Below are 16,155 nucleotides of genomic sequence, written 5' to 3'. Positions count from 1 at the left end.
GAGCAGGAGTTCGTGATGCAGGAAATCGATGTCGCAAATGCCTTCCGTCTGATTGAGCCGGGACCAGTTCTTCTGGTCACAACCTGTGGGACAGACGGCCCGAATGTGATGACCATGGGGTTTCACATGATGGTCCAACATGCACCTCCGCTGATTGGCTGCGTGATCGGTCCATGGGATCACAGTTATCGCGCCTTGCGCGAGACCGGCGAATGCGTGCTTTCAGTCCCGCGCGCGAGCATGAGCGCGACGGTAACCGACATTGGCAATTCATCTGGCGTGGATATTGACAAGTTCTGTACATTTGAGATCGAGGCACAGCCTGGCATTACGGTCAAGGCCCCGCTTCTTCGCGACTGTATTGCCAATCTGGAGTGCCGCCTTGCCGATGCAACTCTATCAAACAGTTACTCGCTTCATATTCTCGAAGTCGAACGACTCTGGGTCGCGCCCGGTTGGCGCGAGGCTCCGATGCTTCACCACATTGGCGATGGATATTTCCGCAAGGACGGCGACCTGATCGACGAAAGCCGTCGCATGACCCGCTGGCATCATCTGGCCGGGCTTTGAAAGCATTGGTAGTGCTCGTTCCATTGTCGCAAAGATCCTGAAAGTCTGAGAAAAATCTTGGTTCTGCGAACGTGGCTGTGGTCATCGATCTTCATTGACGTTGTACCCGTTCGGAGACAACACCGAGTGGCCGCCTACGACAACATTCCCATGGACATCGCCAGCCGGTTGCGCACATTTTCCAGAAGCCAGTTCCCGGCCTTGCCGAAGGGGTGACCACGGCTATGGGCGGCGTAGACAGTCAAGTTGGCCGACGGCGCGATGCTCTCGTCGGCGATGTCGAGTTTCACCAGCCTTCCATCAGCCAGGTAGGGCGCCACGACGTGCGGCGGCATCTTGCACCAGCCAAATCCGGCGAGCAGGAAATCGAGCCTGCGTTCAAGATCGACGAACCGCCAGAGCCTGGTTCCGACAATCCCAAGCTTCGGAGTCTCGGCACCGATCACATCTGATAGAACGAGCTGCACATAAGGCACAAGATCAGCCCGTTCCAGTCTAGGCCCCAGGTGTGCAAGGGGATCGTCTCGACGTCGGCGAGGACGTTCTGCACTATGAAGAGCGAGCCCCATCCGTTCCAAACGGCGCTTGAAGTCCGGATCGGGTTAGCTTAAGTTCAGGTTATTCACCTCGCCATTTTGCGAGGACCAGAGACACCGAAGCAGGTCGGCTCGAGAGCAAATGAACGCTCCGCGATTACCTCGGTGAAATCTGATCCAGTATTCGCTGGTCAGCGTCTCGTGGTTCTTGCCGTCCGCAGCGGTCGTGCCCGTCGGCACCGCCGGGCTCGCCCATTTCGGTTTCTCCCCAAAGAACAGGAGAAAGCCGTTTGAAAAAGACATTCCGCAAGACATTCTCAACTACCGTTTCCGACAATCCGATCATTGACGTATCCGGCTCCGGGCCCGTCGAGATCCAGCCCCGCGATTCCACCAACAGTGCGGTTTCAGGAGGGGGCCGCACTTTCGCTGTGGAGCTTAGGGATGGCACAGCAGTGGCAATAGCTGAATCGCTTCTGCGCTACGTGCATGATTTCGGCCAGGGCCGCGGCGTTTCCCGGGCACAGGATCAGCGGCTATGGCTCGACCTGGAATTTCAGGAAGACGTTGAAATGCTGAGAAGCCAGTTCGCCAATCTGCTTGCCGAAGCGGAGGCTGTCGATGGATGTGTTCTCTGAACGCCTGATCGGCATGATCAATACATCAAGGGACGCCTTAACCCCGACCGAGTGCCGGTGCGCATTTGCAATCATCTCTCACCCAGGCGCCGACAAGACCGCGTTGACCGAGGGGCTGCTTCTCGAAAGAGGCTCCATTCGTCCTGCCGGTGAAGTGACGGCGCGCGGTGCCCCCCGTCGCACGCGCTCACGGACAGCAATTGCGCCGGCTGAGTGCATGAACGCCAATCGTGCCGCACCGGGCCGTGTTCAACGGTCCGTAAACCCGCGGAGAGCTTGATTTCGCATTGCAAGCAGCACCGGTGGTTCCGCGTATAGCTGTGCTCCCAAAAGGAAAGAACATAATGACAGAACGCCCGCCTGCGCCGTCAGGCTTGGTGATTGCGGCCGTGGTGATGACGATGTCATCGGCATTCGGCCAAACCTATTTCATAGCCATCTTCGCCCCACAGTTGAAAGCTGAACTCGGTCTGACGGACGGCGGTTTCGGAAGCCTCTACGCAATCGCAACGATCGCCAGCGCGGCGGTCTTGCTCTGGGGCGGCAAGATCGCGGACCGCTATCGTATCCGATGGCTAGGCGCCCTCGCGATCCTGGCGCTGGCAGCCATGTGTGCGGCCATGTCCGGCGTCTCCGCCGCCTGGATGCTGTTGCCGGTGCTGTTCGGCCTACGGCTTTTCGGACAGGGCTCGATGGGCCAACTCGCAATCACCGGTGTGGGGCGCTGGTACCATCTCAGGCGCGGCAAGATGATGTCGCTTGCCGTTCTCGGCTTTCCTGCCAGCGAGGCCGTGATGCCGTTTGCGGCCGTGACGATGATCGGCGCCTATGGCTGGCGGGAGACCTGGCTGGCTGCGGGGGGAATCCTTGTTCTGGTGTCGATACCGCTTGTCGTCTTCCTGCTGCGGCGGGAACCGGCGGTCCCGGCGCGCGAGGCGACGAATGCGTCCGCACACGAAACGCGGCGCGAGTGGACTCGGGCAGAGGTTATGCGCAAGCCGGAGTTCTTCGCCGTCGTTTCGGGGATCGTCGTTCCGGCTTTCGCGATAACGGGAATCTTCTTTCATCAGACACATCTGGTCGAGGTGAAAGGCTGGAGCCTTGCCTGGTTCGCCGGCTGGTTTCCGGTCTATGCCGGAGTGAGCGTGCTCATGGCGCTGCTGACCGGGTGGCTGATCGACAGATATGCGGCGCGCCGGTTCCTTCCATTCTTTTTGATCCCGATGGCATTGGGGATCAGTGTTCTCGCCTTTTCAAGTTCGCCTTATGCGGTTCCCGCGTTCATGCTGCTTTGTGCGATCACCAACGGGAGCGCGTCCACGTTGCTTGGCGCGCTTTGGGCAGAGCTATTCGGCACGCGGCATCTGGGCGCGATCCGCTCCGTTGCGTTCGCCGGCCAGGTCTTCGCTTCCGCCCTGGCCCCTGGGCTGATGGGGCTGCTGCTCGATCTCGAAATTAGCATCGAAACCCAATATTCGGGGATGGTTGCTTATGCGGTGATCTCGGCTGCGTGCCTCTGGTTGCTGCTCCCACGCTTGAATCGAATTGCCGACGACAGTCCTACGGTCGGGGTCGGCCACGTGATGGTCAAATGAGAATGGAGGAACGGACGATATAGACAGCCGACGGAATCGGTGCAGCCTTAAGTGAGCTGCGAATCTCAGCCGAAAGCTTGCGGAAGTTTTCGACGCCGATCGGAAGGAAATGCCGTTGCTGGCTTTTCGCGAGGATCTGTGGGAGACCATCGGAACCACGGTCGGTTCGCGGCTGATGTCAATTACGAGCATACCGATCGCTCCAATTCGACGCTCCCCAACAAAGAAAGCTATTGCTTGAGCCCGCTTTTCGCAGAACTCGACTACCAGGTTACCCCATTCGGCACGCTCGTGCTGCGCCGCCGCCGCGATCTGACCACCGGTGACGACATCTACGAGATCAAGCTGAATGACGAGTTCCTGATGTCATCCAAGTTCACCGCGTCGGAGCAGGTGCTCGGCAGGGTCGCACTGGAGGGCTTGCCGGGAAATGACCTGCGGATCGCCGTCGGTGGGCTTGGGCTCGGCTACACGGCGGTCGCCGCGCTCGAAAATCCGAAAGTGGGCTCGATGCTCGTCATCGATGCTCTGGGGCCGGTCATCGAATGGCACCAGTCAGGGCTGTTGCCGCTCGGCAAAGTGCTCGCCGCAGACAAACGATGCCGGCTTGTTCATGGCGATTTCTTCGCAATGGCGGCGTCGCCTGCGGCCGGTTTCGACCCGCTGAATCCCGGTTCGCGGTTCGATGCGATCCTGCTCGATATCGACCATTCGCCACACGAAGTGCTCAAGCCGTCGAACGCGGCGCTCTATACCTTTGAGGGCCTGAAGAAACTTGGCGAGCAGCTGCGTCCCGGCGGTGTCTTTGCGCTCTGGTCCAACAATCAGGAAGACGCCGCCTTCACCGCCGTGCTGGAGGCAGCCTTCGGCGAAGCGCGGGCCGAAGCCGTGGTGTTCGAAAATCCTCTGCAAGGTCGCGAGGCGCGGCAATGCGTCTATCTCGCTCGCAAGACCGGGGGCGCTGATTAAGTCTGTCTACGTTGCCGCATCGCCACTATTTTTTCACACCAGATCGAACAGAATTATAATACTGCGTTTGATAAAGATGGTTGGCGGCAAACAAGTTACCTTGATATGTCCAGTGACCGTCGCATGGGATATAATACTTATCCCATTTGTCTCTTCTTATACTTGCAAGTAGATCGATATGATCAAAGACAAGTTCTTTCGATAATTGGGTGATACGCCGGTTAAGAGGCGACAGCTTCCCTTCTTCATTGGAGCGCATTATATCGGCTGAGCGAGGTATGGTCACAACCATTATCCTGCGGTCGCCTGCAGCTTGTCGTATTTTCCGCGCAGCGAATGCCAGCCTGCCGAACTGTTCATCGTTGAAATCGAAATAATTCGACGGCGTCTTTGTTGAAGGCGTTCGTGTCACCTCACTTTCGTGGCTAAGCCAGTCAAAAAGGCCACGATAATAATAATAGGCGCGCGCGGTCATCCAAAACTCGAGTGAGATATTCCTGCGGAAAATAGCCCAGCGTGTCGCCTTTTCAAAACCCCCGGCGGGATAAACGACATCGTACGTATCGGATTTGTTATTCCTGACGAGATACGGCCGCCAGCGCGCGCCTTCTTCCAGCCTTGAGGCAGTCGGCGTATCATCCGCAAAATCATTTGCAGGCAGGATCATCCAGATAACCGCATCGTGGTCAAATCTGCTGGCCAGCTTCTCGTAGAGAATATAGGCCTGAGTCGTGCCGAAATTCCCGGCAGTGCCGAAGTTCAGATGCGGAATCTTTGTTCGCGTTTCAAGGATGTTGGTCATCCGTTGATGATCTTCAACGCCCCATCCTTCAGCGAAGCTGTCGCCAAGGACGACGACACGGGAGCCATTGGCCGCCCGTGCACGTTCGACGTCACGCATCCCCTCGCTATTGGATCGATAGGTTACGTCAAAGCATGATGTTAAATGACGCGAAGTCGCATTCTTCTCGTGCCATACGCCCCAATGGGGATTGTTATCCGCCCAGAATGGCTTTGCATATGAGAGAGAATAGCTCGGCAATGACACATTGATCAGTCCCGACCAGGCCATGATCAACAGCGATGTTTCAAGTAATACGAGCGCGATAAACGTATTAACGCCAAATATTTGGAGAACTGCATTCGCCCTCGTTCTGAGTTCAATCCAGTTCATATTCATATCTATATTCTTCGTTGAATTGCACCACTTGCTTCGATTTCTCCACAATGCACCGCCCGATCACAAGTGTATCGAGGCCGGTTCCCATGAAGCATCGAAATGCATCTTCCGGCGTGCAAACGATCGGCTCGCCACGCACGTTGAACGAGGTGTTGGCGAGAACCGGTATGTCTGTCTTCTGCTTGAACCGGTCGATCAATGCATGGAAAAGTGGATTGGTTTCGCGATGCACTGTTTGAACACGGGCTGAATAATCGACGTGTGTGACAGCAGGCACGATAGAGCGCGCAATATTCAGTTTTTCTATGCCAAAGAGACCCTCTTCCTCTGGCGCCATCCTTATTCTGTGTTTTTCGTTTATATTCGACACCAGAAGCATGTATGGGCTTTCGGCTTCAATCTCGAAATATTCAGAGACATGCTCCGCCAACACTGCTGGCGCAAAAGGACGAAAGCTTTCACGATACTTGATCTTGAGGTTGAGGTCTTTTTGCGTTTCAGGCGACCTGGGGTCGGCGATGATGGACCTTGCTCCAAGCGCGCGTGGGCCAAACTCCATGGCCCCCTGGAACCAGCCCATGTATTTGCCGGCTGCTAGGTGGTCGGCGCAAATTGCCACCAGTGCCTCGTCGGTCTCGGCGACATCATAAACCGCGCCCAGCCGGGTAAGCCTTTTCTCGATCTCTGTTTGTGAGAATTCGGTTCCCAGATAAGCGCCTTTCATCCCGTCGAGGGCTGCCGGGACGATCCGCTGCTTGCTGAACTCGTTATGCCACACGGCAAGGGCCGCGCCGAGCGAACCGCCTGCATCACCTGCGGCAGGCTGGATCCAGATGCGACGAAATTTTCCGCGCTTGAGGATCTTGCCATTGGCAACACAGTTGAGAGCAACACCGCCGGCAAGGCACAAATTCGGGATACCGTACTCGGCTGCGACGTAATCGGTAATCCGCAACATCGCTTCTTCGGTGACCGCTTGAATGGAGGCGGCCAGGTCCATGTGAACCTGGCTGAGTTGCTCATGCTCGGGACGCCGCCTTGGCACCTTGAACAGCTCTTCAAACTTGCGGTCATTGGTCATGGTCAGACCGCCAATGAAGTTGAACCAGGCAGGGTCAAGGCGGAAGGAGCCGTCGGGCTTCAGATCGAGAATGTGCTCGAGGATCAAATCTTTAAAGCGGGGAACGCCGTAGGGCGCCAGACCCATGACCTTATATTCACCACTGTTGACCTTGAAGCCGAGATAATAGGTGAATGCCGAATAGAGCAGACCGAGTGAGTGCGGAAAGTTGATCTCCTTGATAATCTTGAGATCGTTTTTCTTTCCTATGCCAATGGTTGTCGTGGCCCATTCGCCGACGCCATCCACGGTAACAACGATTGCCTCATCGAAGGGTGACGGATAAAATGCACTTGCCGCATGGCTGTAATGATGTTCCGAGAACCGTAAGCGATCCGCGATATCGACATCGAAATGGTCTTTAAACAGGCGAACGATGTTTTTTCTCTGGAACAGCTTCTCCTTGACCCACAGCGGCATGGCGCGCGCAAAGGATCGGATGCCGCGCGGCGCTATTGCCGCATAGCTCTCAAGCAAGCGCTCGAACGTGAGGAAAGGCTTGTCGTAAAAGGCGACGGCATCGATCTCGCCGGCGCGTATGCCGCTCTTCTCCAGAATGCTCTTGATGGCGTTTACCGGAAACGCGTCGTCATGCTTGATGCGCGTGAAACGCTCTTCTTGTGCGGCGGCGACAATTTCTCCATCAACGATCAATGCAGCGGCGCTGTCGTGATAAAACGCGGATATCCCAAGAATAACAGTTCTCACGAGTGGACCTCAAATATACGCACTGGATTCTTCTTCATTCTCTAGATCACTGTGAGGTTAGAAAATTGCATATATGAAAGGAGCGACGGCGCTGCCGCTGCTAATGACCAATATTCCACCAATAATAACGGTCACGAATGTCATCGGCCAAATCCAGTATTTCTTTCGCCGCAGAAGAAATTTTGTAAACTCTTTGAAGAATTCCATGATTGTTATTCCTAATACTGCTCACGAAACGAAGGTTGTGAATCGTCACGATCGATCCAATAGGATGAACGCTTGCGTTGATTCCTCAGCAAGAGGGGATCTTTTCCTGCGAGACGCATTGCCAATCCTGTCGGCCATACGACGACAAAAAAGATGATGCCAATGACGATCGGCGAGATGATCAGCCCCAGGATGACCCCTATTTTTCTCCAGACAATGTTCGGGTACTTCAAAACCGAAGGGGACAGCAATGTCAGCAAAAGCATCAGTGATGACAATGAAGATATAAGTATAGTATAATTGCTTCCTATGTAGATGGAGTACATGGATCCAACGAGGAGAGCGAAAAAGAATAGAAATCCAAATTCCCTCTCTTCCTTGTATTTGTTGATTTTTGATCGTTTTATACTCACAATATGCCTCCATGCTGGCTTTATGCCGCATTCTCAAGCGCAATGCGGGGAAGTATGCCGGCTACATCGATGAACCGATCAGTTCGATCGAGGAGAAGCGGCGAAGGCGCAATCGTTACTGGTGCGCTCAGGGTCGAGATCAACGTGCTCGCAATTCCATAATCGCGAAATGCGGAAAAGAGAGGCGCCAGCTTCGCGTCTGCAGCCATGACAATCACATGGTCGCCCGGATCCGCTGCGAGGAGCCCATCGATCGCCATCTCGACGAGATTTGTCCCGTAACGCTCGCGCGGTTCATCGCGGTGATGAGCTCGGCCTTTCACCACGAATCCATTGTGCTTCAACCAACCAAAAAGTGAGTGCTGGCGTTCTTCTTCCTTGTCGTCGCGAACGTCGCGGAAATAGATCGCGCTGTCGATTGGTGCGTCTTTGCAGGCGATTTCGCCCAGCTTCCTGAGGTCGAACGGCGTTTCCAGAACAGACCTCAATCGATCATAATGGCTGCCATCGATGAGAAAGATTGCCTTCTTTGGCGTCGACATAGTCGCTCCTCCGATAGTGGATGTCCTTGGGTTACGGCGCGCAGCGTACGCAGGCCTCAAACGTCGGATCGATGTCCAGCCGGCGGACCGTGATCGGTTCCTCGCATTTGACGCAGTAGCCGAACTCCCCATCCCGAATTCTCGACAAGGCTCGTTCGATTGCGATCTTGCGCTGCTGGCGTCGCCGCGTGATATCCTGAGCCATCGCCTGTTGCTGCATGGCATCCATGCGAGATAGCCGCCCCACGCTCTGCTGATCGAGTGCGACAGGAGCGCGATGCTCCCGGCTTTCCTCGATCAGCCGAATTGTCTCTTCCAACTCGTTGCGCAGGCGCTTTTCGAACGCTTGAATGACTTCGGGATCCTCGATGGTTTTCACGGTCCTTTCTCCAGATAAGAGGGCGATACTGTCCGCCGCCCGCCTTTTTTCAACGAAAGATGACGACCGGCACCTTGCAGGAACGGATCATCTCCGTCGTGGTCGAGCCGATGAACAAGCCACGCAGGCGTGAGTGGCTGTAGGCGCCCATCGCCAGCAGGTCGAAGCCTTCATGCTCGATCGTCTCGGTGATCACCTTGTCGGGTTGTCCCTGCACCAAGGCGATCTCGGGGGTGTAGCCGGCAGCCTTGAGGATCACGGCGGCATCATCGAGCTTCTTATGGTTCTCCGGGGTGTCACTGCCGGCCATGACGAGCTTGCATTCGAGACCGGCAAGGATTGGGCTGCGCGATACCTGGTCAACCGTCTTCATGGCCATGGAGCCGCCATCGTACGCGATCAGCAGTTTGCTCACTGGTTTGAAAGCACGAGACACAATCAGGATCGGCTTGTGTGTCGAACGCACGACGCGCTCCAGGTTCGATCCCAGATGGCCGGTGGCGAAATCCGCGCCCTCGCCACGCTTGCCGATGACGATCAGATCCATATCGGTTTCGAACGCATGGACGGTCTCGACAAGATCGCCATTGCGAAGTTTGGTTTCGACGTTCTGGATGCCGGCGGCCTGAAGCCGGGTCTTTGCTTCGTCAAGCAGGAGACGACCGCGCTTCTGCGCGACCTTCGCCTTTTGTGCATCGAGATCAGCCAGTTCTTCCAGCAATGCGGTGCGCGCGCCAAGCCCGATATTGCCGCTGAGATCGACCGGCTCGGACGAAATGTCACGACGACCGATGACGTGGAGGATTTCCACGGTGACGTCGGTTTTTCCGGCTATCCAGGCGATGTGATCGCAGACGCTCTGCGCATAAATGGAGCCGTCGATCAGTCCGAGTATCTTTGTCATGTGCATCCTCCCTCAATGGCCCATCAGGCGTTCCATCGCGCCGGGCTTGTCGTGAATGGCGAGCTTGTCGACGATCGTTTCGCTCGCCGCATTCATGCCGAGGATATCGACATCGGCACCCTCACGGCGGAATTTCAAAACGATCATGTCGAGCGCGGCCACACTGGAAATGTCCCAGATGTGGGCGTGGCTGACGTCGATCGTGACCTTGTCGAGCGCTTCCTTGAAATCGAAGGCCTTGTTGAAGTCCTCGACCGAGGCGAAGAAGATCTGGCCTTCGATTTTGTAGGTGCGATGGGTTCCGCCAGCGGTCAGGGCTGAGGTGACGCGGAAGATCTGCGAAATCTTCCAGGCGAAGAACACCGCCGAAAGCAGCACGCCGATCAACACGCCGATGGCGAGATTGTGGGTGTAGACCACGCCGATGACGGTGGCGATCATGACGATCGAGGATGAGCGAGGATGGTCTCTCAGATTCTTGATCGAGGACCAGGAGAAAGTGCCGATTGAAACCATGATCATGATGGCGACGAGCGCAGCCATCGGAATCTGGCGGACCAGATCGCCGAGAACAAGGATCATGAACAACAGGAACACGCCGGCGCTGAAGGTCGAGAGGCGCCCGCGGCCGCCCGACTTCACATTGATGATCGACTGGCCGATCATCGCGCAGCCGGCCATGCCGCCGATGAAGCCGGTTGCCGTATTGGCGATGCCCTGGCCAACGCATTCGCGGTTTTTGTCGCTCGGCGTGTCGGTCAGATCATCGACGATCTGTGCCGTCATCAACGATTCCAGCAGGCCCACGGCTGCGACCGCTGCCGAATAGGGCAGGATGATCATCAGCGTTTCGAGGTTGAGCGGAATCTGCGGGATCAGGAAGATCGGAAGTGTCGACGGCAGCTCGCCCATATCGCCGACGGTGCGAATGTCGAAGCCGAACCACATGGAGAGTGCAGTCAGCACGATGATGCAGACCAGCGGTGACGGCACGGCTCTGGTAATATAGGGGAAGAGGTAGATGATGCCCAAACCAGCCGCGACCATGACATAGGTCAGCATCGGCACGTTGGTCAGTTCCGGTAGCTGCGCCATGAAGATCAGGATCGCCAGCGCGTTGACGAAGCCGGTCATCACCGACTTGGACACGAAGCGCATGAGATAGCCGAGCTTGAAGATGCCGGCGATGATCTGAAGGATGCCTGCGAGCACGGTCGCCGCCAGCAGATATTGAAGGCCGTGGTCGCGAACGAGTGTGACCATCAGCACGGCGGTTGCCGCCGTTGCCGCCGAAATCATGCCGGGCCTGCCGCCGACGAAGGCGATCAGAACGGCGATCGAGAACGACGCATAGAGGCCGACCTTCGGGTCGACGCCGGCAATGATGGAAAAGGCGATGGCTTCGGGAATGAGGGCAAGCGCAACGACGAGGCCGGCAAGCATGTCACCTTTGACGTTGCCGAGCCATTGTTGGCGCAGCTGGCCAAGAAAATCCTGGTTCAAGTTTATGTTCTCCATGCCGGCGACGCTTGGGAGACCATCGGACCGGCGGTTGATGTTGGAAACGGGCGAGGTCTCGCGCGCATGAAGGCTGACGTGTGTTAGCCGGTGCAAATTGCACGACGGCAGCGAACATCAGTTCTTTGGCGTGATTAGGCCATCGCAGTCATTTGGGGGTGTCCAATCGGAATGCTCGCCGCAGGATATCTGTGAAAGATATGAGCAGGAGTTAGCTGGTTGCCGGGGGATAGGCGCCCGGAGAAGCCACCCGAGATCGGGTCCGTTGACAGCGGCAATATTGCGGCAAACGAATGTGAGATCAAGCTGAAATTTGGAAAATTCGTGTTTCGCATCCTGACGATGCGATCTCATTGTCTCGGCAGCCCCGAAAGATGAACGCAGATCACACGCGCAACGGTCCTAAGCCTTCATCATCGGATCCAATGGCAAGCAGATATCTGCGGTCCGACGCAATTCATCGTCAAGCCAGGGAGCCGTATCGGCTACGCCGCCGACGAGCGCCACCCATTTGGTCCTCTTTTGGAGGGCCCGGATGGCGGCGCACATGTCGCTGTCATTGGTCGCGAGAACGAATCCGTCCGTATTGTCGCAGGCTTCCAGTGCGCTTATCGCGATTTCCAGCGACAGGCTTCCACGTAAGCCTGTCGGAGATTGCGAGAAGGGCATCTTCGCGTGCTTCTCCCGGACGATATAGCCATTGTAGGATAGCCAGTCCAACAGGCGTCGCTTCGGAAAAATCTCCTCATATCGGGGAACAAGGCTGAAATAGACGAAATTGGTCACGCTGTAATTCTGCCTCATGGCGGACGCGAATTTGATAAAATCGAACTGCCTGTTGGTCGAGATGCTATCGATGTACGATCCATCCAACAGTACGCAACATTTCTGAAATTCATATGGGCTACGCAAAAACTCCTCCGGTCTGGCGGGTTTGCGCAAGTCCTCACTCCCGGAACGAGCGATCTCGATGAAAAATGAGAATCGCGTGAACCTGGTTCTCGCTCGTGAATATGTGGCCGTGTCGTGCAATCATTGTTGGGGACCGCGGGCCTGCGGCGAGGGGATAGACTTCGCTTGTTGTTGGTCGAGGGGTAGGCGCTCGACATAGCCACCGCAAGCGGTCCCGGTTCTTGTGCAGGCCGATTTCTGAATTAGGGCTTCAATGGACCCGCACGATAAGAATATGCCCATGGAAGCCATCGAAGTCCAGCGGTCATCCACATCGCGGCCAAACCTTTTCCGTACCCATCACCGAACAGGCCCTTGTCTGATCTCGCGACCGGTCGTGTGGACGGTCAGGCCGCGAAAAAGATACCCAGATTGGTAGTTGCCGAAACTGTGGGATATGCGCGGCACACACACCGTGCCGGTGTTGGCGCTGCTGATCATGATTTAGGGGGAAACATGCATCACTTGGTGGAGCGAGGTGTACTTTCCTCGATTCGGGGTGACCGCCTTGTCTATCCCGTGGATAGCGAGTTGTAAGTTCCCGGCATCGCTGCCGTTCGAGGACGGGAGCTTCGACGGCGCGATCGCGATGCACATGCTCTATCATCTCACCGATCCGGCGGTGGCGGTCGCCGAGATGCATCGCGTCCTGAAGCCGGGAGGCTTCCTTGCTGTGACGACCAACGGCGCCAACAATATGCGTCGGCTCTACGAACTGACGACGGCGTTCGGTGGAACGCCTTACGATCCGGCGGCCGCCGCGTTTGGTTTCCCGGATGCCGAGCGGTTGCTTCAAGAGCGGTTCGGGAACGTGAAATCCTATGTTCATCCCGCCCATATGCGAGTGACCAGTCCAGATGACGTCTTCCTCGCCCTGACCTCCTACCCACCGGGAGACCAGGCTGACGACCGACAGCTCATAGCCTTCAAGGACGCGATCCAGTCCGCCTTTGCGGAGGGCGGCGGAGCGTTGGATGTGCCGAAGGAGACCGGTCTGTTTCTCGCGATCAAAGACAAATCCTGACCCGAAGGGCGGCTATCGGGCACGCCTATCGCTCCACAGCATGTCTCTGACGGGGTCGACCTTTCCGGTTCTCATCTGTCTCAGTAGGGTGGAAGCGGAATGGCGGCTTCGCGAATGAGTGTCGCCAAAGCTGACGTACGTGTATCGTGCTGCGGCTCGCCGGGCGCTCTGGCCCGCGCCGTCGGCCCTGCGTTTTGATGTCGTGCGCGGCACATTGTTGTCAATGGTCGGGCAAGGCTTCGGCATCGCCATCGTAGGGGCGGCCACGTCGCTGTTGCCGGCGGCCGGCATCGTCTTCCTGCCCTTCGCCGACCAACCGGAGCCGGTTGCCTTCCCAGCAATCCAGTGTCCGCAAAACCACAGCGCCACGCTGCAAAACCTCGCGGACAAAATGAACCGGTCAACTCGATTTTCCTGATTTCCAGATACTCGACGGTACGCGCTTGGTTGGGCCGACTGCACCGGCGGACCAGCATCGACCCGCGCTTTATAATTGCATGCACATGCAATTAAATTGACTCATCGTGGCGGTTATGTTAATGCATGTGCATACAATAATCGTGAGCGAGCCCGATGAGCACCGTAACCATGTATTCCGACTATGTTTGCCCCTTCTGCCTGCTTGCGGAGCAGGTTTTGTCCGATGCTATCGGCAACAGAGATGTTGCCATCTCTTGGCGCGCCTTCGAACTGCGGCCCGAGCCAGTGCCGACCCTACGCCCGGAAGACCCCTTCTCCCGACCGTCTGGAATAGGTCCGTCTATCTGCTCACCGAAAAGCGGGGCGTTCCGATCCGCCTGCCGTCGATCTCGCCTCAACCTCGAAACGCCACCGCCAATGGACGAGTTGCGACAGGCAATCGATCAACTCGAGGACAGTGGCGGCGTCGACGGTCGCCCCCCATCCTACGAAACAGGCAACCCGCTAGGCACATGCCTTCGAGCGCAACCAGTCAACCAGTGACGAAAGGAAAACACGATGAGCTGGCTATATCTTGGAATCGCCGTGATCTTTGAGATCGCGGTCGCAATCAGCGCTGGCAATGCGAGGGGATTCACGCGACTCGGGTGGACCATCTCCACCCTCGTCAGCGGTGCAATCGCCACCTTCTTCCTTAGTCTCGCACTTCTCACCTTCGACGTTGGCGTCGGCTACGCCATCTGGACTTCCGTTGCGGGCGTCGGGATAGCCATCCTGGGCACGCTGTTCTTTGGCCAGCGACTGACCCTGAAAAAGATTTTCGGGATCGCTCTCGTCATCGGAGGCGTCGTCGGCCTGCGCCTCAGCGGCGCCGCGTAGAGAACCGTCTTCCTCGCGCAATTCCCATCCGACCTGAAAGGAACCTGACATGACGACTACGGGTGAAAACAACCAAAGCAGCGGGCGCGCATGGGCCATGTTGATGCTCGCGAGTACATTTGAAATCGGCTACGCGCTCAGCGTCGGAGGCAGCCAGGCGTTTACCGTCCTGAGTTGGTCGGCGGCGGCCTTGGTATTCTTCCTGCTCACGCTTTACTTTCTCAGCGCCGCCCTGCGAACCATCGACGTGGGAATCGGCTACGCGGTATGGGCAGGCATCGGCGCTGTCGGTGCAGCTGTCTTCGGGGGCGTTCTGCTCGATCAGCCGCTTACGCTGGTCCAGGCATTCTGGCTAGCGGTCATCATCGCCGGTGTCGTCTGGTTGAAGCTCGCCGACAGCGCAAAGCTCCAGGAGAAAGCCTGATGGTCGCCGATCATTCGACCCGCTACATGCAGCTTATGGAGGAGGCGGTCGCCTTCTCCGTGGATCATGTCCACGATGGCGGCATTCCATTCACCGCCTTCGTCGTCGATCAGGATGGCGTCATCCTTGGGCGCGGCGTCAACCGCGTCCGAGAGCATCACGACCCGACTGCGCATGCCGAAGTCGAGGCAATACGCGACGCTTGCCGCGCGCACGGCACAACCCACCTGCCGGGCACGACGCTTCTGGCGTCGGGAGAGCCCTGCGCCATGTGCTATACGAGCGCGCTTCATGCGGGCATCTCGCAGCTGTTCTACGCGGTTGATCGCGACGAGGCTGCCGCGCATGGGTTCGACTATCGCGGCACGTATCGCCTCTTTGCCCACGATCCGAAGACCTGGCGATCGCCTGCCGTGCGCAAGCTCGCCGTCTCGGAAGGCTTGCGCCCATTTCGGGCATTTCGCTCAGGGTTGCGCGCGTCATAGCGGCGCGCTCCCTTGAGTCAGTTATTGCATGGACATACATTTGATGAAATGTCCCGCTGATTGCTCAAGAGGAGTCCACGTCGATCATGTCAAAGAAAAGTGATTCATGGCTCCAGCTGATTCATGTGGTGGCCAACGTCGAAGCGGAGATGGGCAAGGTTCTGCAAGAACAGCACGGGCTTGGCCTGTCGGAGTATCGTGCGCTCCAGATATTGTCGATATCACCGGATTGCGAACTTCGGATGCAGGAGTTGGCTACGCATCTGCGTCTGAACCAGAGTTCGGTTTCGCGAATGGTCGAACGCCTGGAGCGTGGCGGCTTCACCGTTCGCGATCTTTGCCCGGACGACAAGCGCGGAGTCTACACGGTCCTGACCGACAAGGGACGCTCGCGCCTCGAAAGCGCGCAGCCCGACTACGAGGCGGCCCTCAATGCCGCCCTCAAGGAGCATGGCTGCGAGGAATTGCTGTCGGCAAGATTCATCAAGGCGGGATGATAGGCGGTCTTAAGCCCGCTTTCCCGGCTGACGGCATTGCTCGTCCGCGCGTAGCGGTCTCACCGGCGGATGGAATGCAAGCTTCCTATTTCCCGCAACCGACTCATTAGAGCGGCGGTGGCAAGTAGAGGGCGAGTTGGTTCAGGCCGATCATCGCGGCCCAGCCTTTATCAACGAGGCGACTGTGCGGTCGCTC

At 57.1% G+C, this 16,155-nt stretch carries 20 protein-coding genes, 1 pseudogene and 2 other annotated features; of the genes and pseudogenes, 11 read left to right on the top strand and 10 right to left on the bottom strand.

Features of this window, described 5'->3' with window-relative positions; all coding sequences use genetic code 11:
• Positions 1–15 precede the first annotated feature (15 nt).
• Positions 16–570: a flavin reductase family protein gene (locus C5748_RS16035; protein ID WP_105742930.1), complete on the top strand. Its 555-nt coding sequence runs from the start codon at positions 16–18 to the stop codon at positions 568–570.
• Positions 571–704: 134 nt separating this feature from the next.
• Here the strand turns inward: C5748_RS16035 and C5748_RS16030 are convergent, their stop codons facing one another.
• Positions 705–1,139, bottom strand: a complete 435-nt coding sequence (locus tag C5748_RS16030; protein ID WP_105742929.1) for a LysR substrate-binding domain-containing protein — start codon at positions 1,137–1,139, stop codon at positions 705–707.
• Positions 1,140–1,396: 257 nt separating this feature from the next.
• Here C5748_RS16030 and C5748_RS16020 point away from each other — a divergent pair, with 257 nt between their 5' ends.
• From C5748_RS16020 to C5748_RS16005, 3 genes are all read left to right on the top strand, one after another.
• Positions 1,397–1,744: a hypothetical protein gene (locus C5748_RS16020; protein ID WP_105742927.1), complete on the top strand. Its 348-nt coding sequence runs from the start codon at positions 1,397–1,399 to the stop codon at positions 1,742–1,744.
• Between the two features lie 344 nt (positions 1,745–2,088).
• Positions 2,089–3,339 (top strand): MFS transporter, encoded by a 1,251-nt coding sequence (locus C5748_RS16010; protein ID WP_105742926.1) that lies wholly within the window; start codon positions 2,089–2,091, stop codon positions 3,337–3,339.
• A gap of 237 nt (positions 3,340–3,576) precedes the next feature.
• Positions 3,577–4,308, top strand: coding sequence for a spermidine synthase family protein (locus C5748_RS16005; protein ID WP_105742962.1), 732 nt, complete (start codon positions 3,577–3,579; stop codon positions 4,306–4,308).
• A 25-nt stretch (positions 4,309–4,333) separates the two neighbouring features.
• On the opposite strand, the gene C5748_RS16000 is transcribed toward C5748_RS16005, so the two are convergent.
• From C5748_RS16000 to C5748_RS15970, 9 genes are all read right to left on the bottom strand, one after another.
• Complete coding sequence (locus C5748_RS16000) at positions 4,334–5,488, bottom strand: SGNH/GDSL hydrolase family protein (RefSeq protein ID WP_146119540.1); 1,155 nt, start codon at positions 5,486–5,488, stop codon at positions 4,334–4,336.
• On the bottom strand, positions 5,469–7,316 hold the full coding sequence (locus C5748_RS15995; protein WP_199194811.1) for a carbamoyltransferase family protein: 1,848 nt from the start codon (positions 7,314–7,316) through the stop codon (positions 5,469–5,471). Before C5748_RS15995 ends, C5748_RS16000 begins: the two co-directional genes overlap by 20 nt.
• A 57-nt stretch (positions 7,317–7,373) precedes the next feature.
• Positions 7,374–7,523 (bottom strand): DUF5989 family protein, encoded by a 150-nt coding sequence (locus tag C5748_RS28925; RefSeq protein ID WP_245581829.1) that lies wholly within the window; start codon positions 7,521–7,523, stop codon positions 7,374–7,376.
• A gap of 11 nt (positions 7,524–7,534) precedes the next feature.
• Entirely contained in the window at positions 7,535–7,936 is a 402-nt protein-coding gene (locus C5748_RS27935; RefSeq protein ID WP_146119539.1) for an SxtJ family membrane protein, read from the bottom strand.
• A 20-nt stretch (positions 7,937–7,956) separates the two neighbouring features.
• Positions 7,957–8,478 carry an NYN domain-containing protein gene (locus C5748_RS15990; protein WP_105742924.1) on the bottom strand — a complete coding sequence of 174 codons (522 nt, stop codon included), beginning with the start codon at positions 8,476–8,478 and terminating at the stop codon, positions 7,957–7,959.
• 31 nt (positions 8,479–8,509) lie between these two features.
• Positions 8,510–8,857, bottom strand: a complete 348-nt coding sequence (locus C5748_RS15985; RefSeq protein WP_105742923.1) for a TraR/DksA family transcriptional regulator — start codon at positions 8,855–8,857, stop codon at positions 8,510–8,512.
• A 49-nt stretch (positions 8,858–8,906) separates the two neighbouring features.
• The gene (locus C5748_RS15980; RefSeq protein ID WP_105742922.1) at positions 8,907–9,761 is read right to left on the bottom strand and encodes a universal stress protein; all 855 of its coding nucleotides are present in this window, start codon (positions 9,759–9,761) and stop codon (positions 8,907–8,909) included.
• A gap of 12 nt (positions 9,762–9,773) precedes the next feature.
• A complete protein-coding gene (locus tag C5748_RS15975; protein WP_105742960.1) occupies positions 9,774–11,279 on the bottom strand; it encodes a SulP family inorganic anion transporter in 1,506 nt (501 codons plus the stop codon).
• Between the two features lie 216 nt (positions 11,280–11,495).
• Positions 11,496–11,546: a sequence feature (sul1 is cis-regulatory element that is thought to sense ions involved in sulfur or methionine metabolism; They are found in Alphaproteobacteria), on the bottom strand.
• Positions 11,547–11,681: 135 nt separating this feature from the next.
• Positions 11,682–12,152 carry an NYN domain-containing protein gene (locus C5748_RS15970; RefSeq protein ID WP_158259867.1) on the bottom strand — a complete coding sequence of 157 codons (471 nt, stop codon included), beginning with the start codon at positions 12,150–12,152 and terminating at the stop codon, positions 11,682–11,684.
• A gap of 208 nt (positions 12,153–12,360) precedes the next feature.
• Positions 12,361–12,409 (bottom strand) — a sequence feature (sul1 is cis-regulatory element that is thought to sense ions involved in sulfur or methionine metabolism; They are found in Alphaproteobacteria).
• 368 nt (positions 12,410–12,777) lie between these two features.
• On the opposite strand from C5748_RS15970, the pseudogene C5748_RS15965 reads away from it, so the two are divergent.
• The 7 genes and pseudogenes from C5748_RS15965 to C5748_RS15935 form a co-directional block, all read left to right on the top strand.
• Positions 12,778–13,254, top strand: a pseudogene (locus C5748_RS15965) (methyltransferase domain-containing protein); the annotation flags it as partial.
• 118 nt (positions 13,255–13,372) lie between these two features.
• Positions 13,373–13,672 (top strand): type 2 periplasmic-binding domain-containing protein, encoded by a 300-nt coding sequence (locus C5748_RS15960; RefSeq protein ID WP_199194810.1) that lies wholly within the window; start codon positions 13,373–13,375, stop codon positions 13,670–13,672.
• Positions 13,673–13,827: 155 nt separating this feature from the next.
• Entirely contained in the window at positions 13,828–14,217 is a 390-nt protein-coding gene (locus tag C5748_RS15955) for a DsbA family protein (RefSeq protein ID WP_342588364.1), read from the top strand.
• Between the two features lie 15 nt (positions 14,218–14,232).
• The gene (locus C5748_RS15950; RefSeq protein ID WP_105742919.1) at positions 14,233–14,553 is read left to right on the top strand and encodes a DMT family transporter; all 321 of its coding nucleotides are present in this window, start codon (positions 14,233–14,235) and stop codon (positions 14,551–14,553) included.
• A 49-nt stretch (positions 14,554–14,602) separates the two neighbouring features.
• Positions 14,603–14,977, top strand: a complete 375-nt coding sequence (locus C5748_RS15945; protein WP_105742918.1) for a DMT family transporter — start codon at positions 14,603–14,605, stop codon at positions 14,975–14,977.
• On the top strand, positions 14,977–15,462 hold the full coding sequence (locus tag C5748_RS15940; RefSeq protein WP_199194809.1) for a nucleoside deaminase: 486 nt from the start codon (positions 14,977–14,979) through the stop codon (positions 15,460–15,462). Before C5748_RS15945 ends, C5748_RS15940 begins: the two co-directional genes overlap by 1 nt.
• Before the next feature lie 86 nt (positions 15,463–15,548).
• Positions 15,549–15,959 carry a MarR family winged helix-turn-helix transcriptional regulator gene (locus C5748_RS15935; protein WP_199194808.1) on the top strand — a complete coding sequence of 137 codons (411 nt, stop codon included), beginning with the start codon at positions 15,549–15,551 and terminating at the stop codon, positions 15,957–15,959.
• The last annotated feature ends 196 nt before the right edge of the window (positions 15,960–16,155 follow it).

This window comes from Phyllobacterium phragmitis (assembly GCF_002980495.1).
GTDB classification, from domain to species: domain Bacteria; phylum Pseudomonadota; class Alphaproteobacteria; order Rhizobiales; family Rhizobiaceae; genus Paramesorhizobium; species Paramesorhizobium phragmitis.
The sequence above is the reverse complement of the archived record's forward strand: the minus strand, read 5'-3'. Positions and strand labels throughout refer to the sequence as shown.